This window comes from Binatus sp. (SeqCode) (genome assembly GCF_035272065.1).
GTDB lineage: Bacteria > Desulfobacterota > Binatia > Binatales > Binataceae > Binatus.
On sequence record NZ_DATEQZ010000026.1, the window covers coordinates 1 to 15,726 of the forward strand.

The 15,726-nt window shown below is 62.6% G+C and carries 12 protein-coding genes and 2 pseudogenes; 6 read left to right on the forward strand and 8 right to left on the reverse strand.

The window, feature by feature from the left end:
- A pseudogene (locus VJX68_RS04060) lies at positions 1-445 on the reverse strand (hypothetical protein); the annotation flags it as partial.
- Positions 446-554: 109 nt separating this feature from the next.
- Between VJX68_RS04060 and VJX68_RS04065 the strand changes: the two are divergent.
- Positions 555-1,874 carry a glycosyltransferase family 87 protein gene (locus VJX68_RS04065; RefSeq protein WP_324094377.1) on the forward strand — a complete coding sequence of 440 codons (1,320 nt, stop codon included), beginning with the start codon at positions 555-557 and terminating at the stop codon, positions 1,872-1,874.
- 75 nt (positions 1,875-1,949) lie between these two features.
- Here VJX68_RS04065 and VJX68_RS04070 read toward each other — a convergent pair whose 3' ends face one another.
- Both VJX68_RS04070 and VJX68_RS04075 read right to left on the reverse strand, forming a co-directional pair.
- Positions 1,950-2,687, reverse strand: a complete 738-nt coding sequence (locus VJX68_RS04070; RefSeq protein WP_324094378.1) for a class I SAM-dependent methyltransferase — start codon at positions 2,685-2,687, stop codon at positions 1,950-1,952.
- A gap of 3 nt (positions 2,688-2,690) precedes the next feature.
- Entirely contained in the window at positions 2,691-3,623 is a 933-nt protein-coding gene (locus tag VJX68_RS04075) for a glycosyltransferase family 2 protein (protein ID WP_349255884.1), read from the reverse strand.
- A gap of 382 nt (positions 3,624-4,005) precedes the next feature.
- On the opposite strand from VJX68_RS04075, the gene thiO reads away from it, so the two are divergent.
- The 4 genes from thiO (at position 4,006) to VJX68_RS04095 (ending at position 7,317) form a co-directional block, all read left to right on the forward strand.
- Positions 4,006-5,148, forward strand: coding sequence for a glycine oxidase ThiO (gene thiO, locus VJX68_RS04080; protein WP_324094380.1), 1,143 nt, complete (start codon positions 4,006-4,008; stop codon positions 5,146-5,148).
- Positions 5,145-5,498: a response regulator gene (locus tag VJX68_RS04085; protein WP_324094381.1), complete on the forward strand. Its 354-nt coding sequence runs from the start codon at positions 5,145-5,147 to the stop codon at positions 5,496-5,498. Before thiO ends, VJX68_RS04085 begins: the two co-directional genes overlap by 4 nt.
- A 452-nt stretch (positions 5,499-5,950) precedes the next feature.
- Positions 5,951-7,135 carry a di-heme oxidoredictase family protein gene (locus tag VJX68_RS04090; protein ID WP_324094382.1) on the forward strand — a complete coding sequence of 395 codons (1,185 nt, stop codon included), beginning with the start codon at positions 5,951-5,953 and terminating at the stop codon, positions 7,133-7,135.
- Entirely contained in the window at positions 7,075-7,317 is a 243-nt protein-coding gene (locus VJX68_RS04095) for a di-heme oxidoredictase family protein (RefSeq protein WP_414643451.1), read from the forward strand. Before VJX68_RS04090 ends, VJX68_RS04095 begins: the two co-directional genes overlap by 61 nt.
- 50 nt (positions 7,318-7,367) lie before the next feature.
- On the opposite strand, the gene VJX68_RS04100 is transcribed toward VJX68_RS04095, so the two are convergent.
- The 5 genes and pseudogenes from VJX68_RS04100 to VJX68_RS04120 form a co-directional block, all read right to left on the reverse strand.
- Positions 7,368-8,183, reverse strand: a complete 816-nt coding sequence (locus VJX68_RS04100) for a heme-binding protein (protein WP_324094384.1) — start codon at positions 8,181-8,183, stop codon at positions 7,368-7,370.
- 383 nt (positions 8,184-8,566) lie between these two features.
- Positions 8,567-9,262 carry a class I SAM-dependent methyltransferase gene (locus tag VJX68_RS04105; RefSeq protein WP_324094385.1) on the reverse strand — a complete coding sequence of 232 codons (696 nt, stop codon included), beginning with the start codon at positions 9,260-9,262 and terminating at the stop codon, positions 8,567-8,569.
- A gap of 104 nt (positions 9,263-9,366) precedes the next feature.
- Positions 9,367-10,171, reverse strand: a pseudogene (locus tag VJX68_RS04110) (arsenite methyltransferase).
- 25 nt (positions 10,172-10,196) lie between these two features.
- Positions 10,197-10,751, reverse strand: coding sequence for a hypothetical protein (locus VJX68_RS04115; RefSeq protein WP_324094387.1), 555 nt, complete (start codon positions 10,749-10,751; stop codon positions 10,197-10,199).
- Positions 10,744-11,088 carry an ArsR/SmtB family transcription factor gene (locus VJX68_RS04120; RefSeq protein ID WP_324094388.1) on the reverse strand — a complete coding sequence of 115 codons (345 nt, stop codon included), beginning with the start codon at positions 11,086-11,088 and terminating at the stop codon, positions 10,744-10,746. Before VJX68_RS04120 ends, VJX68_RS04115 begins: the two co-directional genes overlap by 8 nt.
- 167 nt (positions 11,089-11,255) lie before the next feature.
- Between VJX68_RS04120 and VJX68_RS04125 the strand changes: the two genes are divergently transcribed.
- A complete protein-coding gene (locus VJX68_RS04125; protein WP_324094389.1) occupies positions 11,256-15,725 on the forward strand; it encodes a DNA glycosylase AlkZ-like family protein in 4,470 nt (1,489 codons plus the stop codon).
- Position 15,726: the final 1 nt, after the last annotated feature.

The window sequence follows — 15,726 nt, forward strand, 5'->3', positions numbered from 1 at the left end:
ACATCATCACGACGCTGATCACCATGAAGGTGAAGAGCTGCGGCCGAAATTGCATCTGGGTCGAGATCGCGACGGCGCTGAGAATCAGCGTCAGCCGTTGCACTCGCCCCGACGCGCCGCTGGCGGAAATCCCGATCGCCAACGCCACTATCAGGATGCTCGAGCAGATGAGTTTCAGCAGCTTGAGGCCGAACACGCCGAGATGCGCATAGAAGAAAGCCAGCGCCACCTGCGAGAGCCACTCGTGATTGTGCCATGGCATGTTAGCCGCGGCGTAGGAGTAGGTGTCGAAGCGCGGGATATGGCCGGTGCGCAGAGTCGTCTGCCCGGTCAGCATGTGTATCCACAGATCCGGCTCGGCGAAGTTGTCAGCCGTTGCGAGCGCGATCGAAAGGATCACCGTCCATCGCGCCGCGGAAAGTAGCGAATAGCGCTGAGGCTTCAACGACGTGCGAGTGAATCATCGACGGCGCGCTTCCGCAATACCTGCCCGCCAGCCGCGCGCTTTCACCGCCTCGGTCGTGCCGGTAATCTAGTCGCGTGAAAGCTCGGGTGTGGAGGCTGCGAATGTCGGCAACAGCTTCAGTCACGCCGTGAAGGTGGAGATCAACGCGGGTACTCCATCGAGTCCGGGCGCGGCCGGCTCGAACGGCTTCTCGTCTCCAAACCGGGCGCGGAGTTTCGTCGACTCGTTGAGAGAGGCCCGCTGGATCAACCCCTACCGCGCCCGCGTCTACCCAAGGCTGCTCTGCGCATCCTACCTCGCAGTGTTCGTCGTCTGGCTGGTACTGAGACCGGGCGGAGCCCTGGCAACGTTGCATCCGGTCGGTGGCGACTTTCCGCCGTTCTGGGCGGCTTCCTCCTTGACGATTGGGGGACATCCTGCGGCGGTCTACGATCACGCGAAACTGTATGCCGCCGAGAAGGCGGTGCTGGGCGACAAAGATCCGGGCTACCAGCCTTTCGTGTACCCGCCCATGTTCCTTGTAATAGTGCTACCGCTTTCGATCCTTCCCTATAACGACGCGCTGATCCTCTGGACGCTGGTGGGGCTGGCGGCCTATCTGACCGTGATGTGGAAGATCGCGCCTCGGTGCGACGTGCTGTGGGCGGCGCTCGCATTTCCCGGCGCCCTGCTAACGATTCTCGACGGACAGAACGGCCTGATAACCGTGGCGCTGTTCGGCGGCGGATTGCTACTGCTCGAACGGCGCCCCTGGGTCGCAGGCGCGCTATTCGGACTCCTCTGCTACAAGCCGCAGTTCGGAATTCTATTACCACTGGTTTTTGTGGCGGCGCGGCAGTGGCGAGCTGCTACCGGCGCGGCGCTGATGGTCGCCGCGTTCGCGGGACTCTCGGCCGCGCTGTTCGGAGTGGAAACCTGGCGGGCTTTCCTGGACGGCATCCCGCTGGCGACTCGCAGCATGCTGGAGCAGGGCGACGTCGGCTTCGGCAAGATTCAAAGCATCTTCGGGGCGGCGAGACTGTGGGGCGCTTCGCTTCCGGTGTCTTACGCAATGCAAGCAGTGGTCAGCGTGCTCGCCGCGGGCGCGGTGCTGTGGGTATGGCTCAAATCCGGCGGGTATCCGGTCAAAGCCGCCGCGTTGGCCGCTGGAACCCTGCTGGTCACGCCGTACATTGTCGACTACGACCTGGTGCTGCTGGCGTTGCCGATCGCGTGGCTGTCATGGGACGCAGTGCACTCGGCCTTCCTCCCATGGGAAAAATCGATCCTGTTTCTCGCATGGTTGTTTCCCCTTTTCGCGCGAGTGTTGAGCATGTTCGCGTCGCTGCCGCTGACGCCATTGGTGCTCGCGCTGTTGATGCTTGCCATTATCCGGCGCGGCGCGGCGGCGGAAGCAGTGTACACGTAGAAATTCACGATAACTTCGTGATGCCGAACCATGTTAGATCGGGTGGCGGATGCCGCCGGAAATCAACCCCAACCCTCAAGGTCTTCTTCGTGCCACCAGCAACAATGAGACTCCGAAAGGCAAAGAGAGGTGGCCGAGCGCGTATCGCTCGCTCGAGAACACGGTTCGCAGCAGCGAATTTACAAGACCGGAGTGGGTCCGGAGGTCGTGCTCGTGCTGCGGGCTTGATTTGCGCAGACGGTCTAGTATGCGCGCCGCCGCGATCGCCGGAAATAACAAAAAGTTATAATAACTGAGGTAAGCCACGTCGTACCCGGCGCGTTCGAAGAGCGCGCGGAGCTCGCCTGCCACATAACGTCGTTGATGGTGGTGGGTGGCGTCATGCGTGCTCCATAAGAAGGGGAACGCGGGGACGGTTGCCAGCAGCCAGCCGCCCGGTTTGAGCCGCTCGCGAAGCACGGTCAGCGTCTCCTCATCGCGATCAAGATGCTCCAAAACATCGGTCATCACTACCAGCTCGAAGCTGACATTCTCAAACGGTACCTGCTCTGGCAGTTGGCCCTGCTGTACTATCGCAGTTTTTCTAGCGCTGGAAAATTTGCATGCCTCGAGGTCGGAGTCCATCGCATAGACCTCGCCGAAGCGCGCCAACATGGCAAAGTTTCCTCCGGTGCCGCAGCCCGGCTCCAGGATGCGGGCGCCCGGGGACAAGCCCAGGCGCGAGAGCACACTCGCAACAATCGCCCGGCGGGAACAGAACCACCAGTGACTGTCTTCGACCTGCGCCATCAGCGGAAAGAGCTCGCTATCCACGCGTCAGGTGCGATCTTCGTACTGCTCGAATCCGTGCGCCTCGCGCAACAGATAGAGCGGCCGGTGTTTGACCTCGGTGTAGACCCGGCCCAGATATTCGCCGATGACACCCAGGGTTATCAGTTGAATGCCGGCCAGAAACAACACGACCACCATCAGCGAGGTGTAGCCGGGAACGTTGATTCCGCGCGCGAGCTTGAACACCGCCAGGAAAAGGGCGTAGGCAAAGGCGAGCAGCGAAATGACGACCCCGACATAGCTCCAGATCTTTAGCGGCAATGAACTGAACGAGGTGACCCCGTCGAGCGCGAAGTTCCACAGCCGCCAGTAGGTCCACGCACTACTGCCGGCGTTTCTTCCCTCGCGTTCAAAGCTAAGCTCGGTCTGCTTGAAGCCGACCCAGGCGAACAGCCCCTTCATGAACCGCGAACGTTCCGGGAGCCGCAGCAGAGCGTCGACCACCCGTCGGTCGAGCAGACGGAAATCTCCAGCGTCGCTGGGAATCGGAACTTCGGAAACGGCGTCCAAGAGGCGGTAAAACATCCTGGCGCTGAGCCGCTTCGCGAGTCCGTCACCAGGCCGCGAATGTCGTGTCGCATACACCACGTCGTAGCCAAGGCGCCACTGCGCAACCATCTCCTCGATGAGCTCGGGAGGATCCTGCAGGTCGCAGTCGATCGGAATAACTGCCGCGCCGCTGCTATGCTCGATGCCCGCGCTGAGCGCCACCTCTTTGCCGAAGTTGCGTGAGAGGCTTAAGATTTTCAGCCTGGGATCTCGAGCCCGCCGCTCGATCAGGCGGGCCAGGGTTTCATCCGTGCTCCCGTCGTCAACGCACACGACTTCGTAGCTGACCGCCAACCGTTCGAGCACCTCTAGCAGCCGCCGGAAGAACTCGTCGAGGTTTGCAGCCTCGTTATAAATCGGAATCACGATCGATAGTTTGACCCGCGATTCTTCGAGCCGCTTCGCGTTTGCGGCTGTGTGGCTGGCGAAATCCCGATCGCCCTCCGACCGGGGACCGAGACCGGGTACTGCACCCCTGCCAGTCATGCCAATTGAATCGGAATTGACGTATCGACCCCTCTATTCCAACTCGCGATATAGTCCAAACAGCCTCCGCCGGGCAAGGTTTAGCCAGTTTGATCGACGGGTTTCCAGCGGCGCCGTCCTATGTAACCGGGCACGTCGCTTTCCGTGACGTGAGTTTGCGACGGTGTATCCGTTACCGAAGCATCGAGGTCTATTCCTCCTCGTGCTCCAGACTTTCCCGTGGCGCGCGCTTTCGCCGCCTAGATCGCGCCGGTAATCTAGTCGCGTGAAAGCTCTCGTCATCGGCGGCGGCATAATTGGTAGCTCGGTCGCATGGCGCCTCGCGTCCGACGGCGTCGAGGTCTCGGTCTTCGAGCGCGGCCGCCTCGGACTCGAGGCCTCGTGGGCGGCGGCCGGACTCATCGGTCCGCAGGCCGAGGCGCACGAGCCCGGCGTATTCTTCGATCTCGCGCTGGCGGGCAAACGCTCCTTCGACGCCATCGTCGAGCGCCTCACCGCTGAGTCGGGCGTCGATCCCGAGTACGACTCTCATGGCGTACTCTACGTCGCCTTCGATGATGCGTCCCGCGCTGAACTGCAGTCGCGCGCTCGATGGCAGCGCGCGGCCGGCGGCGACGTCGAGGAACTGTCCCCGCGCGAAGCCTTCAAACTCGCGCCCGTGCTCTCGGAAAAAATCATCTTCGCGCTGCACATGCCCAACAACCGGCGTGTCGAGAATCGCAAGCTCACCCTCGCGTATATCAATGCCGCCACCCACGCCGGCGCCAACTTCCGCGAGGGTGCCCGCGTCAATTCGATCGCCACCGAGGGCGCGCGCGCTACCGGACTTCGCCTGGCCGACGGCTCGCTCGAGACCGGCGACGTCATCATCAACGCCGCCGGCGCGTGGGCAGGCGACATCCGCGGCCTCGAAGAAGATTGCATCCACTTCTACCCGGTGCGTGGACAAATCCTATGCTTCGACGCGCGTCCGGGCCTCGTCGGCCCTTCGATTTTCTCCGGCTCTGGAATATTGGTGCCACGCCGCGACGGACGTATCCTCGCCGGCTCGATCTTCGAGGACGCGGGCTTCAACAAGTCCGTGACGCTCGACGGGATGGAACGAATTCTGCACGCCGTCCGCTCGATGGTTCCGTCGATCGCCTCGATTCCCTTTCGCGAAGCATGGGCCGGGCTGCGCCCCGCCAGCGACGACTTGCTGCCGGTGCTTGGGCCGTCGCCGACAGTTGAAAACGTCCTCTATGCCGCCGGCCACTTCCGCAGCGGTATCCTGCTCTCCGCGTTAACGGGCGAAGTGATCGCCGATCTCGTCAAAGGCCGCCAGCCCTCGATCGACCTGGCGCCGTTCTCGCCAGCCCGCTTCCGCAACGGCACCGCCCACCCGGTCAAGCTCGCCGACATGATATGAAGGCGCTCGGGCTAGTTCGCGACCTGTTCTTCCGCGCGAAAATCGACGCCGTCGCCGCGGCCGTCGGCGTTGAAGTTGAGTATGCGTCATCGTTCGACGCAGTAGCTTCGCGATGCGCTGACTTGAAACCCTCGCTCATCTTCACCGATCTCTCCGACGCCGCATTCCCCGCACTCAACACACTGAAGCAAATCCGCGCCGTCGTCCCGGGCGCGCGCGTGATAGGATTCGCCTCCCACGTAGATCTGAAAGCGCTGAAAGCCGCCCGCGAAGCTGGCTACGAGCTGACGCTGTCGCGCAGCGAATTCACCGCCCAACTCCCGGTCTTGCTGAAAGAATCCCTCGGCTAACTAGCGGTCACTCTCAGCCGCGCGACGAGAACTCTCTCCCTCATCACCGGGCAATCGTCTGGCCATTAGAAGCGATAAATACATGTTTGTGCATATATGCAATATAAACAACTAAATTAAAGTAGCTTCCGATAGAGTTGCAATCTTATAGCGACAGCGCTAGTTACACGCCTTGGTTCATCCGGTTTGACCGAGGTCGCAACGACCTTCAATGAGCCAAGGACATATCTGCGTCCGATTGAAGTGACTGTTCGGAATTTCGCGTAAGACCCAAGGAACGCGACGAGCAGTCGAAGGGTTGATGTGTGTCCGCGCGATTCTACGCGTGCGGACGCAGCGGACCAGCCTCGCCTTGCGAATTTGAAAATCGCACTGCCGGGCAAAGGAGTCAGGATGTGAAGACTCAGACCGCTCTCACTGCAGTTGCCTTTGTCCTCTGCGCACTCGCTACCGTGGCCGCTCCCAACGCATACGCCGGACCCTCGAATCGCCTCGCCTCGACGCAGCCGGCGCCGAACTATCCGATCAACCTCGACGGCTTCGGCGCGCCGTTGCCAGCGGTCGCGAACACCGTCTCCGACCTGACGATCTTCGCCACCGGCCAACTCAACTTCAAGGAAATCGACCAAGTGCCGCAACTCGGCCCGCTGTTCAACGGCACCACCTGCACTGGATGCCATTCGCAGCCGGCGACCGGCGGTGGCGGACTTTTTATCAACGAGATTCGCGTGCGCAATAACTCCGATCCCGGGCCGGTCCACATCTTTGCCGTCGATAACATGCTGCGCAACGGTCCACAGTCGCAGGGCGCCACGCCCATCTTCGCTGCCGGAATATCGGCCGAGCCACTCGGATGCCAAATCACCGTCCCTGGATGCCAACTGTCAGCGTGCCAGCAGGAGGAGGCCTCGCGCACCACTTTCAACACCAGCCTGCCGACTTGCGATCCAACTAGCGCCGATTTCAAAGGCGGCGGCAACTGCGTAGTGGGACGCGCCGCAATTCCGCTCTTCGGCGACGGGCTGGTCGAGGCAGTATCTGATCAGACTCTCATCCAACTGGCTCAAAGCGAACCGCGCTCGGTTCGTGGCGTGCCCAAGATGGTCACCGAGAACTTCCTCAGCACCGCGCACGTCGGCCGCTTCGGATGGAAAGACGATCACGCATTCCTGCGCGGGTTCTCCGGCGATGCGTATCTGAATGAGATGGGAATCTCGAACCCGGACAATCCGCTGGACACCAGCAGTTGCGCCACGGGCGTCACTCAATTTGGTGTCACGCTCGAAGATGCCGGCATTGAAGATGCGATCGATCCCAACGGCGAAGCGGATATCGATCGTTTCTCCGATTTCATGCGTGCGCTCGCGCCGCCGCCGACGATTCCACAAAACGCGTCGGCATCGCGGGGTGCCACTCTGTTCGGAAATTTAGGATGCGCGGGATGCCACGCGCCGTCGCTCACCACGGCCTCCAACCCCGCGTCGTTCATACTTCCTTCGACCGTGGCGTACCGATCAGCGCGACGCTTAATCAAGCCCTCGCAAAGAAGACCTTCCACCCATACGGCGACTTCCTCCTGCACAGCATGGGCTCGCTGGGCGACGGAATCACTTCAGGCACGGCCGATCCAACCATGATGCGCACGGCGCCGTTATGGGGCCTGCGAGCCAAATCGATCTTCCTGCACGACGGTCGCGCGCTGGATTTGCCGACCGCGATTTCTCTGCACGACGGGCAGGGCAAAGCAGCGTCGCAAGGCTTCCAGGCGCTATCGGCGTCGCAGCAGCAGGATCTAGTGAACTTCCTCGACAGTCTGTAAGCGCGAAACCAGAGCGCGAGGGGGAGCCGATGCTCCCCTCGCGCTTCGCATCAGTGCTTCACCAGGGTCGCAACCGAGACGTGCGGCCAGCTCAGTCCCAGGAAGTTCAGCAGAACCGTCTGCGAGTACTGAAGTTGCAAGAAGTGGCCGCCTCCATGGTGATGCTTGACCTTCTCAATCCAGAACGTTGCGAAAACCGTTGCCGCGTCCGCGTTGGTCGTGAGGAACGGGATGTTCTCGACGCCACCGCCGCCGTTCGGGACTGGGACCACCGTCGGACTCGGCGTTCCGATCGTAAAGCTCGGCACCGTCGCAATATCGAGCACCACCGTCTCGACGATGGTCTGACCCGCGACGGCATTTTGGAGAAACGAGTTTGGGTTGGTGACAACGGCTTGGGTGATCGCAGCAGGCAAAGGACTCGATCTAAATGGATTCGGAGCACTGAGATTGTATTCGGGGAAGCCGTTTGGTGCTCCTGGCGGCGGAATGTTGGAGCCTACCGGGAACGGCACGGTGTTGGCTGCCCCAAACGGCGTCGGCGGGCCGGCGATCTTCGTGCCCTGGCCCTGCGCCAGCAGGGCGTTGCCGTGCGGGATCGAGGCCATCCGGCCCACGCTTTGCGACTCGCCAGGCGCAGTAGTCGCCGGCACGTTGATCCAAATGCCCGGCTCGAGATGGAGTGCGCCGTTGGTGGTGGCGTCGTTGATCTTCTGCAGGCAATGCAAGCCGAACAGTTGGATATCGTCCTGGCCGGTACCGCGATTGGGGATCGGCGCCCCGATGGCATCGAAGGTCAGCGTCTCCGCCGTGAGATTAAGTTCGAGGAAGATATCGTTTCCCCCCTTCGAAATCCGGGCGCGCAATCAGGTTAAACCCGCTGCCGGACCATGTTCCCGCCAGTTCTGCCAGCGGGCCCAAGTCGGTTAGCAACGAGCTCAGCGGCGGACTCGAACGAAACTCCGGGATGTGAGTGGCTTTCCTGGATGTCTTAGCCTTCCTTTCCATAGTGTTTCCCCTTTTGCCGCGGGTTTGGGTTTGGTTTCGGTATCTGCATCCGCGGTGATGGAAAGGCTTATAGGCTTTCAACCATCTTTAAATCCGGCTTCTCGAATAAGTTATTCACACATACGAGAGAAATCCGCAGCAAAGAGGAGAATTCCCTTCGACACCTTTGGTCAACGGGTATGCCCCGTGAATTCGCGTCTCGCCTACCCGACCTGCTGCGCTCCTGAACGCTCCTCTCAACCTAGCTGCGCCGCGCGATAAACCGCGCCTGCGCAATCTTGCCCGCGCGCGCCATCTCGCCAATGAAACGGAACCCGTCGATGAGCGCATCCAGCAGGTCGGTGCGGAACCCTACGGTCCGCAGGGCATCGTACCGAAGCTGCATCTCGACCATGTCGAGATATAGCTCCACATGGCGCGCAAACCGCCCAGTGTTTTCGGCGACGCGCACCTCGCAGCCGCTTCCTGACAACAGTTTAGCGTAGCCCGCAATGTCATCGACGTTGGCGAACATCATCGCGCCGAGAAAGCGCTGGGCCTCCGAATCAGTTAGTCCCGCAGGCCCTTCGACCCAATCGGTGAACGCAATCACGCCCCCGGGGCGAACAATGCGCACTGCCTCCGCAATCAACCCTGGCTTGTCAGGGACGTAGCACCACGCGTCTTCGCTCCAGACGAAATCCGCGCTGGCCGAAGGCAGGCCGCTTTGGCAGGCATCGGCGAGGATGAACCGAATCCGATCCTCCAGCCCTTCTTCTCGCGTCAGCCGTCGCCCGCGCTCGACCACGGCCTCGGTCACATCGACTCCGATCATCGAGGCGACATTGCGAAACCGCACCAGAAAGCGCATGTCCGCGCCGTTGCAGCAACACAGATCGACCCCACTCAGCCCGTCCCCGATCCCGGCGCGATCCGCCAGATCGATCGACGCCTTCATTCCTCCAATGTGAATTTGCTGTCCAAATATAAGTTGAAAGAGGTCGCCCTGCGCGCTGCTATAGACCGACCTGACCTCCGCCAATCCGACACCGCTTATGGACTTCACGGCTTGCGCGCTCGCACGAACGCGCTCATGAACTTGCCGTCCGCCATCTGCACGATTCTCTCCACGCTTTTGTTGTCCCCGAACCATCCCTTCGCGTCAGCCGCAGTGTAGATTCGCGTCGGTTTCCACTTCGATCTGTTCCAATCCCGCCGCCACGAGCTTCGATTGGTACTCCGACTCCTCCAGCGCACCCGCGATACATCCGGCCCACAACTCGACGCTGCGCCGAACTTCCGCAGGCATCTCGCCGCGCACCACGATGTCCGAAATGGCGAATCGTCCACCCGGTTTGAGCACGCGAAACGCCTCGCGCAGCACACGGTCCTTGTCGCCCGACAGGTTGATCACGCAGTTCGAGATGATCACGTCGACCGAGTTGTCCGGCAGCGGGATATGCTCGATCTCGCCCTTGAGGAATTCGACATTCTGGACTCCAGCCTTGCGCTGGTTGTCGCGCGCGAGCGCGAGCATCTCGTCCGTCATGTCGAGCCCGTACGCCTTGCCTGCCGGTCCTACTCTGCGCGCGGAGAGGATCACGTCGATCCCGCCGCCCGATCCCAGGTCGAGCACGGTTTCACCGGGCTTAAGCTCGGCGAGCGCGGTCGGATTCCCGCATCCGAGCGACGCCGCAAGCGCCTCGGCGGGCAGCGACGCCTTCTCGCCGTCGCCGTAGAGATTCGACGTGATCGGGTTTCCCGCGGGCGCCGCCGAACCGCAGCACGCGCCGCCCTGGTTCGCGACTCGATTCGCCGCTTGCGCATACTCCTTCCTGACAGTTTCCCTTATCGATTCGTTACTCATCGCGACCTCCTATAACTCGCCCCGATTAAGATGTTGCGTTCCGCGCGATTGCTGCAGGCGCCGGACCTTCACCCAAACGTCGATGCCATCGCGCGAGCGCGTTAACTATCAGCGGCAGCCCCACCGCAGCGGGTGCTACCCAATACGCCAGGTGCGGAAGATCCCTCCACACCGGCTGGTTCTTGCCGTTATCGACGTAAAACGCGGTGAGCATCAGCACGTACGACATGCCCATCCCGCTCACGTGAAAATCGACCCATCTAGGCCACAACTGACGCCGCGCGATACGTCCCACCGACGCCGTCGCAAAAGAAAGCGCACCGAGAACAAACAGGTAATAGTCCTCAGCCCATCGCATCGCCGCCAGCATGGTCGCCGACGTGAACAGAATCGCGAGGCTCCAGTAATACAAGGTCCCAGCCTTAGGATGCCGGCCGCGGCGCTTCGTGCTCAGCATCGCGACGATTCCCAAGATCACGCACACCAGTCCGAAAACGATATGAACGCTCAACACGCTCTGGAACAGCGGAGAATCCGATGGCAGCTCGAATCCGACAATCCTTCTCAGTGTCTCAGCCATCTGACTTCCTGCGCTTGATGGACGGCGAACGGCCCGGCGCAGAGCCCAGCGTCGCATAAAGATCCGCGCAACAGTCTTCAGTCATGAACCGGATCAACTTCGCGGTCTTCGCAAAATCGATCGCGTAGTAGATAAATCGCCCCGATCGGCGCGCCGTCAGCAGCCCGCATCGCGTCAACGCGTCCAAATGATGGGACAGAGTCGAACCCGGCATCCTCACCCGCCCCCTGATCTCCTCGACGCACTTCCCATGCGGCCCAGCCCGCACTAACAGCCGAAAGATCTCCAGCCGGTCCTTCTGCCCAAGAGCGCTAAACTGTTCAACGTACCGATTCACTACGACAATTCTAGTATCATCGAAATATAGCCGACGCAACAGTGTCCCCGATCTTTGTCTTAATACTGGGTGCAGGGGTCACCCCTGCCGAAGGAAGCATGAAACCACCGCGGGTTTCATATTCAATTAAGTTCTTTTGGATCTCACACCAGTGCTATAAATTTTCCATGCCCACAGCTCTCGACGATTTCCATCCTGCGGTTCGCGCCTGGTTCGAGCGGCGTTTCGCCGCGCCCTCGCGCGCGCAGGATCTCGGATGGCCCGTGATCGGCGCTGCCAACGACGCACCCGGCTTCGACGTCCTGCTTTGTGCGCCGACAGGCAGCGGCAAGACACTCGCCGCGTTTATGTGGGCAATCAACGGGCTCGTGCTCGACGCGGCAGGCGACGCTCTCCGCGATGAAGTCTCCGTCCTGTACGTCTCGCCGCTGAAGGCGCTGGCCAACGACATCCGCCTCAATCTCGAAGAGCCGCTCCACGGCGTGCGCGACGTCGGCGCCGAGTCCGGCCTCGATCTTTCGCGCATCCGCGCGGGCCTCCGCACGGGTGACACTTCCGCGAGCGAGCGCTCTGCGATGCTCCGCCGGCCGCCGCACATTCTCGTCACCACGCCCGAGTCGCTGTTCATCCTGCTGACCTCGCCCAAGTTCCGCGAGAAGCTCGCCAGTGTCCGACACGTGATTGTCGATGAGCTCCACGCTCTTGCGGGCAACAAGCGCGGGGCGCATCTCGCGCTGACGCTGGAGCGCCTCGAACGCTTCGTGACGAGTCGCGGAAATGCGCGGCCGAATCGAATCGGCCTGTCGGCGACGTTGAATCCGATCGAAAAGCTGGCGGGATTCCTGGCCGGCTACTACGTGGCGCGCGACAACTCGCGCTCGCCGCGTCCGATAAAAATAGTTCGCGCCGACGATCGCGTCCGCACGATGGATCTCCAGGTCATTGCGCCCGGCCCCGAGCTTGGGCCGCTGGCCACGCATCCGCACTGGGAGGCGATGTACGACGAGGTCGCGCGACTCATCGGGGAGCATCGAACGACGCTGGTCTTCACGCTGAGCCGCCGGCATGCGGAGCGAGTCGCGCTGAATCTGCAGAAGCGGCTCGGCGCCGACGCAGTGATGGCGCATCATGGCAGCCTCGCTCGGATCGAGCGCCTGCTCGCCGAGCAGCGTCTCAAGCGCGGCGAGCTGAAGGCGATCGTTGCGACCGCGTCGCTCGAACTCGGCATCGACGTTGGCGCTGTCGAGCTCGTATGCCAGCTCGATTCGCCCAAATCCATCTCGGCCGCGATTCAGCGCGTCGGCCGCTCGGGGCACAGCCTGGGCGCGACGCCCAAGGGCCGGTTCTTCGCACTGACGACCGACGATTTGCTCGAATGCGGCGCGGCGGTGCGCGCGATTCGGCGGGGGCATCTGGACGAAGTTGAAATCCCGCTGGGATGCGCGGATATTGCGGCGCAGCAAATCATCGCGATTGCCGCCGAGGAAGAGGAAATCTCCGAGGCCGAGCTGCTGCGCGTGCTGCGGAGCGCGTACAATTTCGGCGATCTAGACGTCGCCAAGCTGCGCCATCTGCTCGAACAGCTCGCAGCCGAATTGCCCGAACGAATCATGGGCGCGGCGCCGAAAATTTTCTTCGATCGCGTCAACGCCCGTGTCCGCCCGCGCCGATCCGCGCGCCTGTCTGCCATCACCTCGGGTGGAACGATCCCCGAAGCCGGCAACTACGATGTCGTGATCGAGTCCGAGGGCCGCAAGGTCGGCGACGTCGAGGAGGACTTCGCGCAGGAGTCGTCGCGCGGCGACGTGTTCTCGCTCGGCTCGATGCCGTGGCAGATTCAACGCATCTCGCGCGGACGCCTGATGGTCGAGCCGGCGCCCGGGATGGGGCCGACGCTGCCGTTCTGGCAGACCGAGGCGGGCGGCCGCTCGAATGCGCTGTCGGCGGAGATTTGCGATCTGCGCCACGAGATTTGGCGCCGGCTCGAACGCAACGGATCGGCCGTCGACTGGCTGATGACCGAATGCGCGATGTCGGAGCGCGCGGCGACGCAAGCCGCCGACTACGTGCGTCGCGGCGTCGAGGCGCTCGGCGCGATTCCCGACGAAAAGACCGTCGTCGTCGAGCGCTTCTTCGACGGCCTGGGCGGCACGCAAATCGTCATCCACACCCCATTTGGAATTCGCCTCAATCGCGGACTCGGCCTCGCGATTCGAAAGCGCCTGTGCCAGTCGTTCGATTTCGAAATACAGGCTTCGGCGATCGACGGCGGCGTGCTCCTCGCGCTGAATTCGCGTCACAGTTTCCCGCTCGACACTCTCTTCGGCATGCTGAAAGCGCGCAACGCCCGTGACGTTCTCGTCCAGGCGATCCTCGCAGCGCCGATGTTCGAAGTGCGCTTCCGCCACGTCGCGACGCGCGCGCTGGCGGTGATGCGGTCGTCGCGCGGCAAGAAGGTGCCCGCCTGGATTCAACGCCTGCGCTCACAGGAACTGCTGTCCGCGATTTTTCCCGGCCAGCAGGCCTGCTTCGAGAACCGCCCAGGTGCGATCGAACTGCCGGACCATTTCGTGATCGACGAAACGATCCGCGAGTGCCTCGAAGAGTCCACCGACCTGCCGCGCACGGTGCGGATGCTCGAAGGAATCGAGAGTGGCGCGATTCGCACCGTCGCCGTCGACGGGATCGCGCCGTCGGTGTTTGCGCATCGCCTGCTGCTCGCGTGGGACTACTCGTTTCTCGACGACGGCGAGCGCGCTAATCGCCGTTCGCGGACTGTGACGATGAATCGCGGCATGGCCGAGGACGTGTTCCGCAAGGAAGACCTGTCGGACCTGCTCTCGGCGGAGGCGGTTGATAGCGTCGTCGCGGAAGTGACTGGCCACGCGGCAGGGCGCAAGCCGCGCTCGCGTGACGAATTGTATGAATTGATTCGCGCGCACGGCTCGATGACGCTGGCCGAGGTCGAAGAGCGCGCAGGCGAGGGCGCGCGCGCGATGCTTGCGGAACTCGACGCTGAGGGCAGAATTGCGCGTGTCAGCCTGAGCGGCGAATCACCGGAGAGAATTCTTGCCAGCGAGGATGGAGAAGTCTTCGCCGCCGCTTACGATAAAGGCGGCGATGGCGACGCTGCGCGCACCGAGCTTGTGCGGCGCGCGTTGAGGACTTGCGGGCCGACGACAGCCGGCGAAGTTGCGGCGCGATTACATTTCAAAGAGTCGGAAATCGAGCAGAGTCTCGCGGCGCTCGAAGCTCAGGGCGCGATTTTTCGCGGTCACTTCACGCGCGCCGACGCGATTCAGTGGTGCGACCGCTACAACCTCGAGCGGATACATCGGATGACGCTGGCGCGCGTGCGCGCTGAAATCGAGCCGGGCGCGGATCACGAGTACGCGGCGTTCCGGCTGCGATGGATGCATGTCGGCGGCGCCGAGCTTCCCGCCGATCAGACCGGCGCTGCGGCGGTGCTCGAACAGCTTTCCGGAATCGCGGCAACGCCGGAGATTTGGGAGCACGCCATTCTGCCGGCGCGAATCGCTGGCTATCGGCCCGAGATGCTCGACTTGGTCTGTATGAGCGGGCAGATGAAATGGGTTGCGGTGCCCGGAGAGAGCATCGAGGGCGCGCATCTGGCGAGCACCCCCTCGCGGATCACCTTCGTTGCGCGCAAGGCGAACCTGTTCGTTGCGCACGAAGAATCGGTGCCGGAGGACGCGAAGGAGCAAGCGATGCTGGAGACTCTGGGAGCCGCCGGCGCGCAGTATCTCGACGAGGTCGCTGAACGCGCCAATGTTTCGGAGCGCGACGCATTGTCCGCGCTGTGGCGGATGGCGGCGGCTGGGCGCGTCAGCAATGACAACTTCGCGCCGCTTAGGATGTTCGCCGATGATCGCGGCGCCGAGCGAGCGCTCGAGTCGGTCGCGCGCCGTCCGGTGACTCGTCACGACGCTGCCGTTCGCGCGCGGCTGAAGTCGAGCCTCGCGGGACGCTGGTCGCTGATTCATGCAAGCGAGGGTGCCGGCGACGCGCGAGAACTCGCGCTCAAATTGCTCGAGCGCCACGGAGTTCTCGCGCGCGAGATGCTCGGATTCGAATCGACGCACATCTCGTGGAACGAAATCGCGTTCGAGCTGCGTCGGCTCGGATATGGCGGCACGATTCGGCGCGGATGGTTCGTGCGCTCGCTCTCCGGCGAACAGTACGCGCTGCCCGAGGCGGTCGAGATGCTGCACGCGGCGCGAAATCTCATCCCGGCGCGAGAGAAGCCGGTAGCGCTGAGCGCGGTCGATCCCGCCAATCCGTACGGCGTCGTGATTCCCGGATGCGGTATCGCGCGCGAGGCCGGCAACGTCATCGTCCTCCGCGCCGGCCGCGTCGTTGCGGGATTGCAGGGACGCGCGATGGTCACAGGCGGCGACGGTGAGGTGGACGACGAGAGTTTCAGCGCGGCGGTGGCCGCACTCATGACGCTGAAGCCGCGCATCACGATTGATTCAATCGACGGCGTGGCGGCGCTCGAGTCGCCGCGGGTCGGGATCCTGGCCGCGATGCGATTCCATTCCGATGGACGCTCGCTGGTGTTCGACGGCTTGCACGGCCCGGCGCCAGCACGTGCGTCACGCCGCAGTTCAAGTTAGC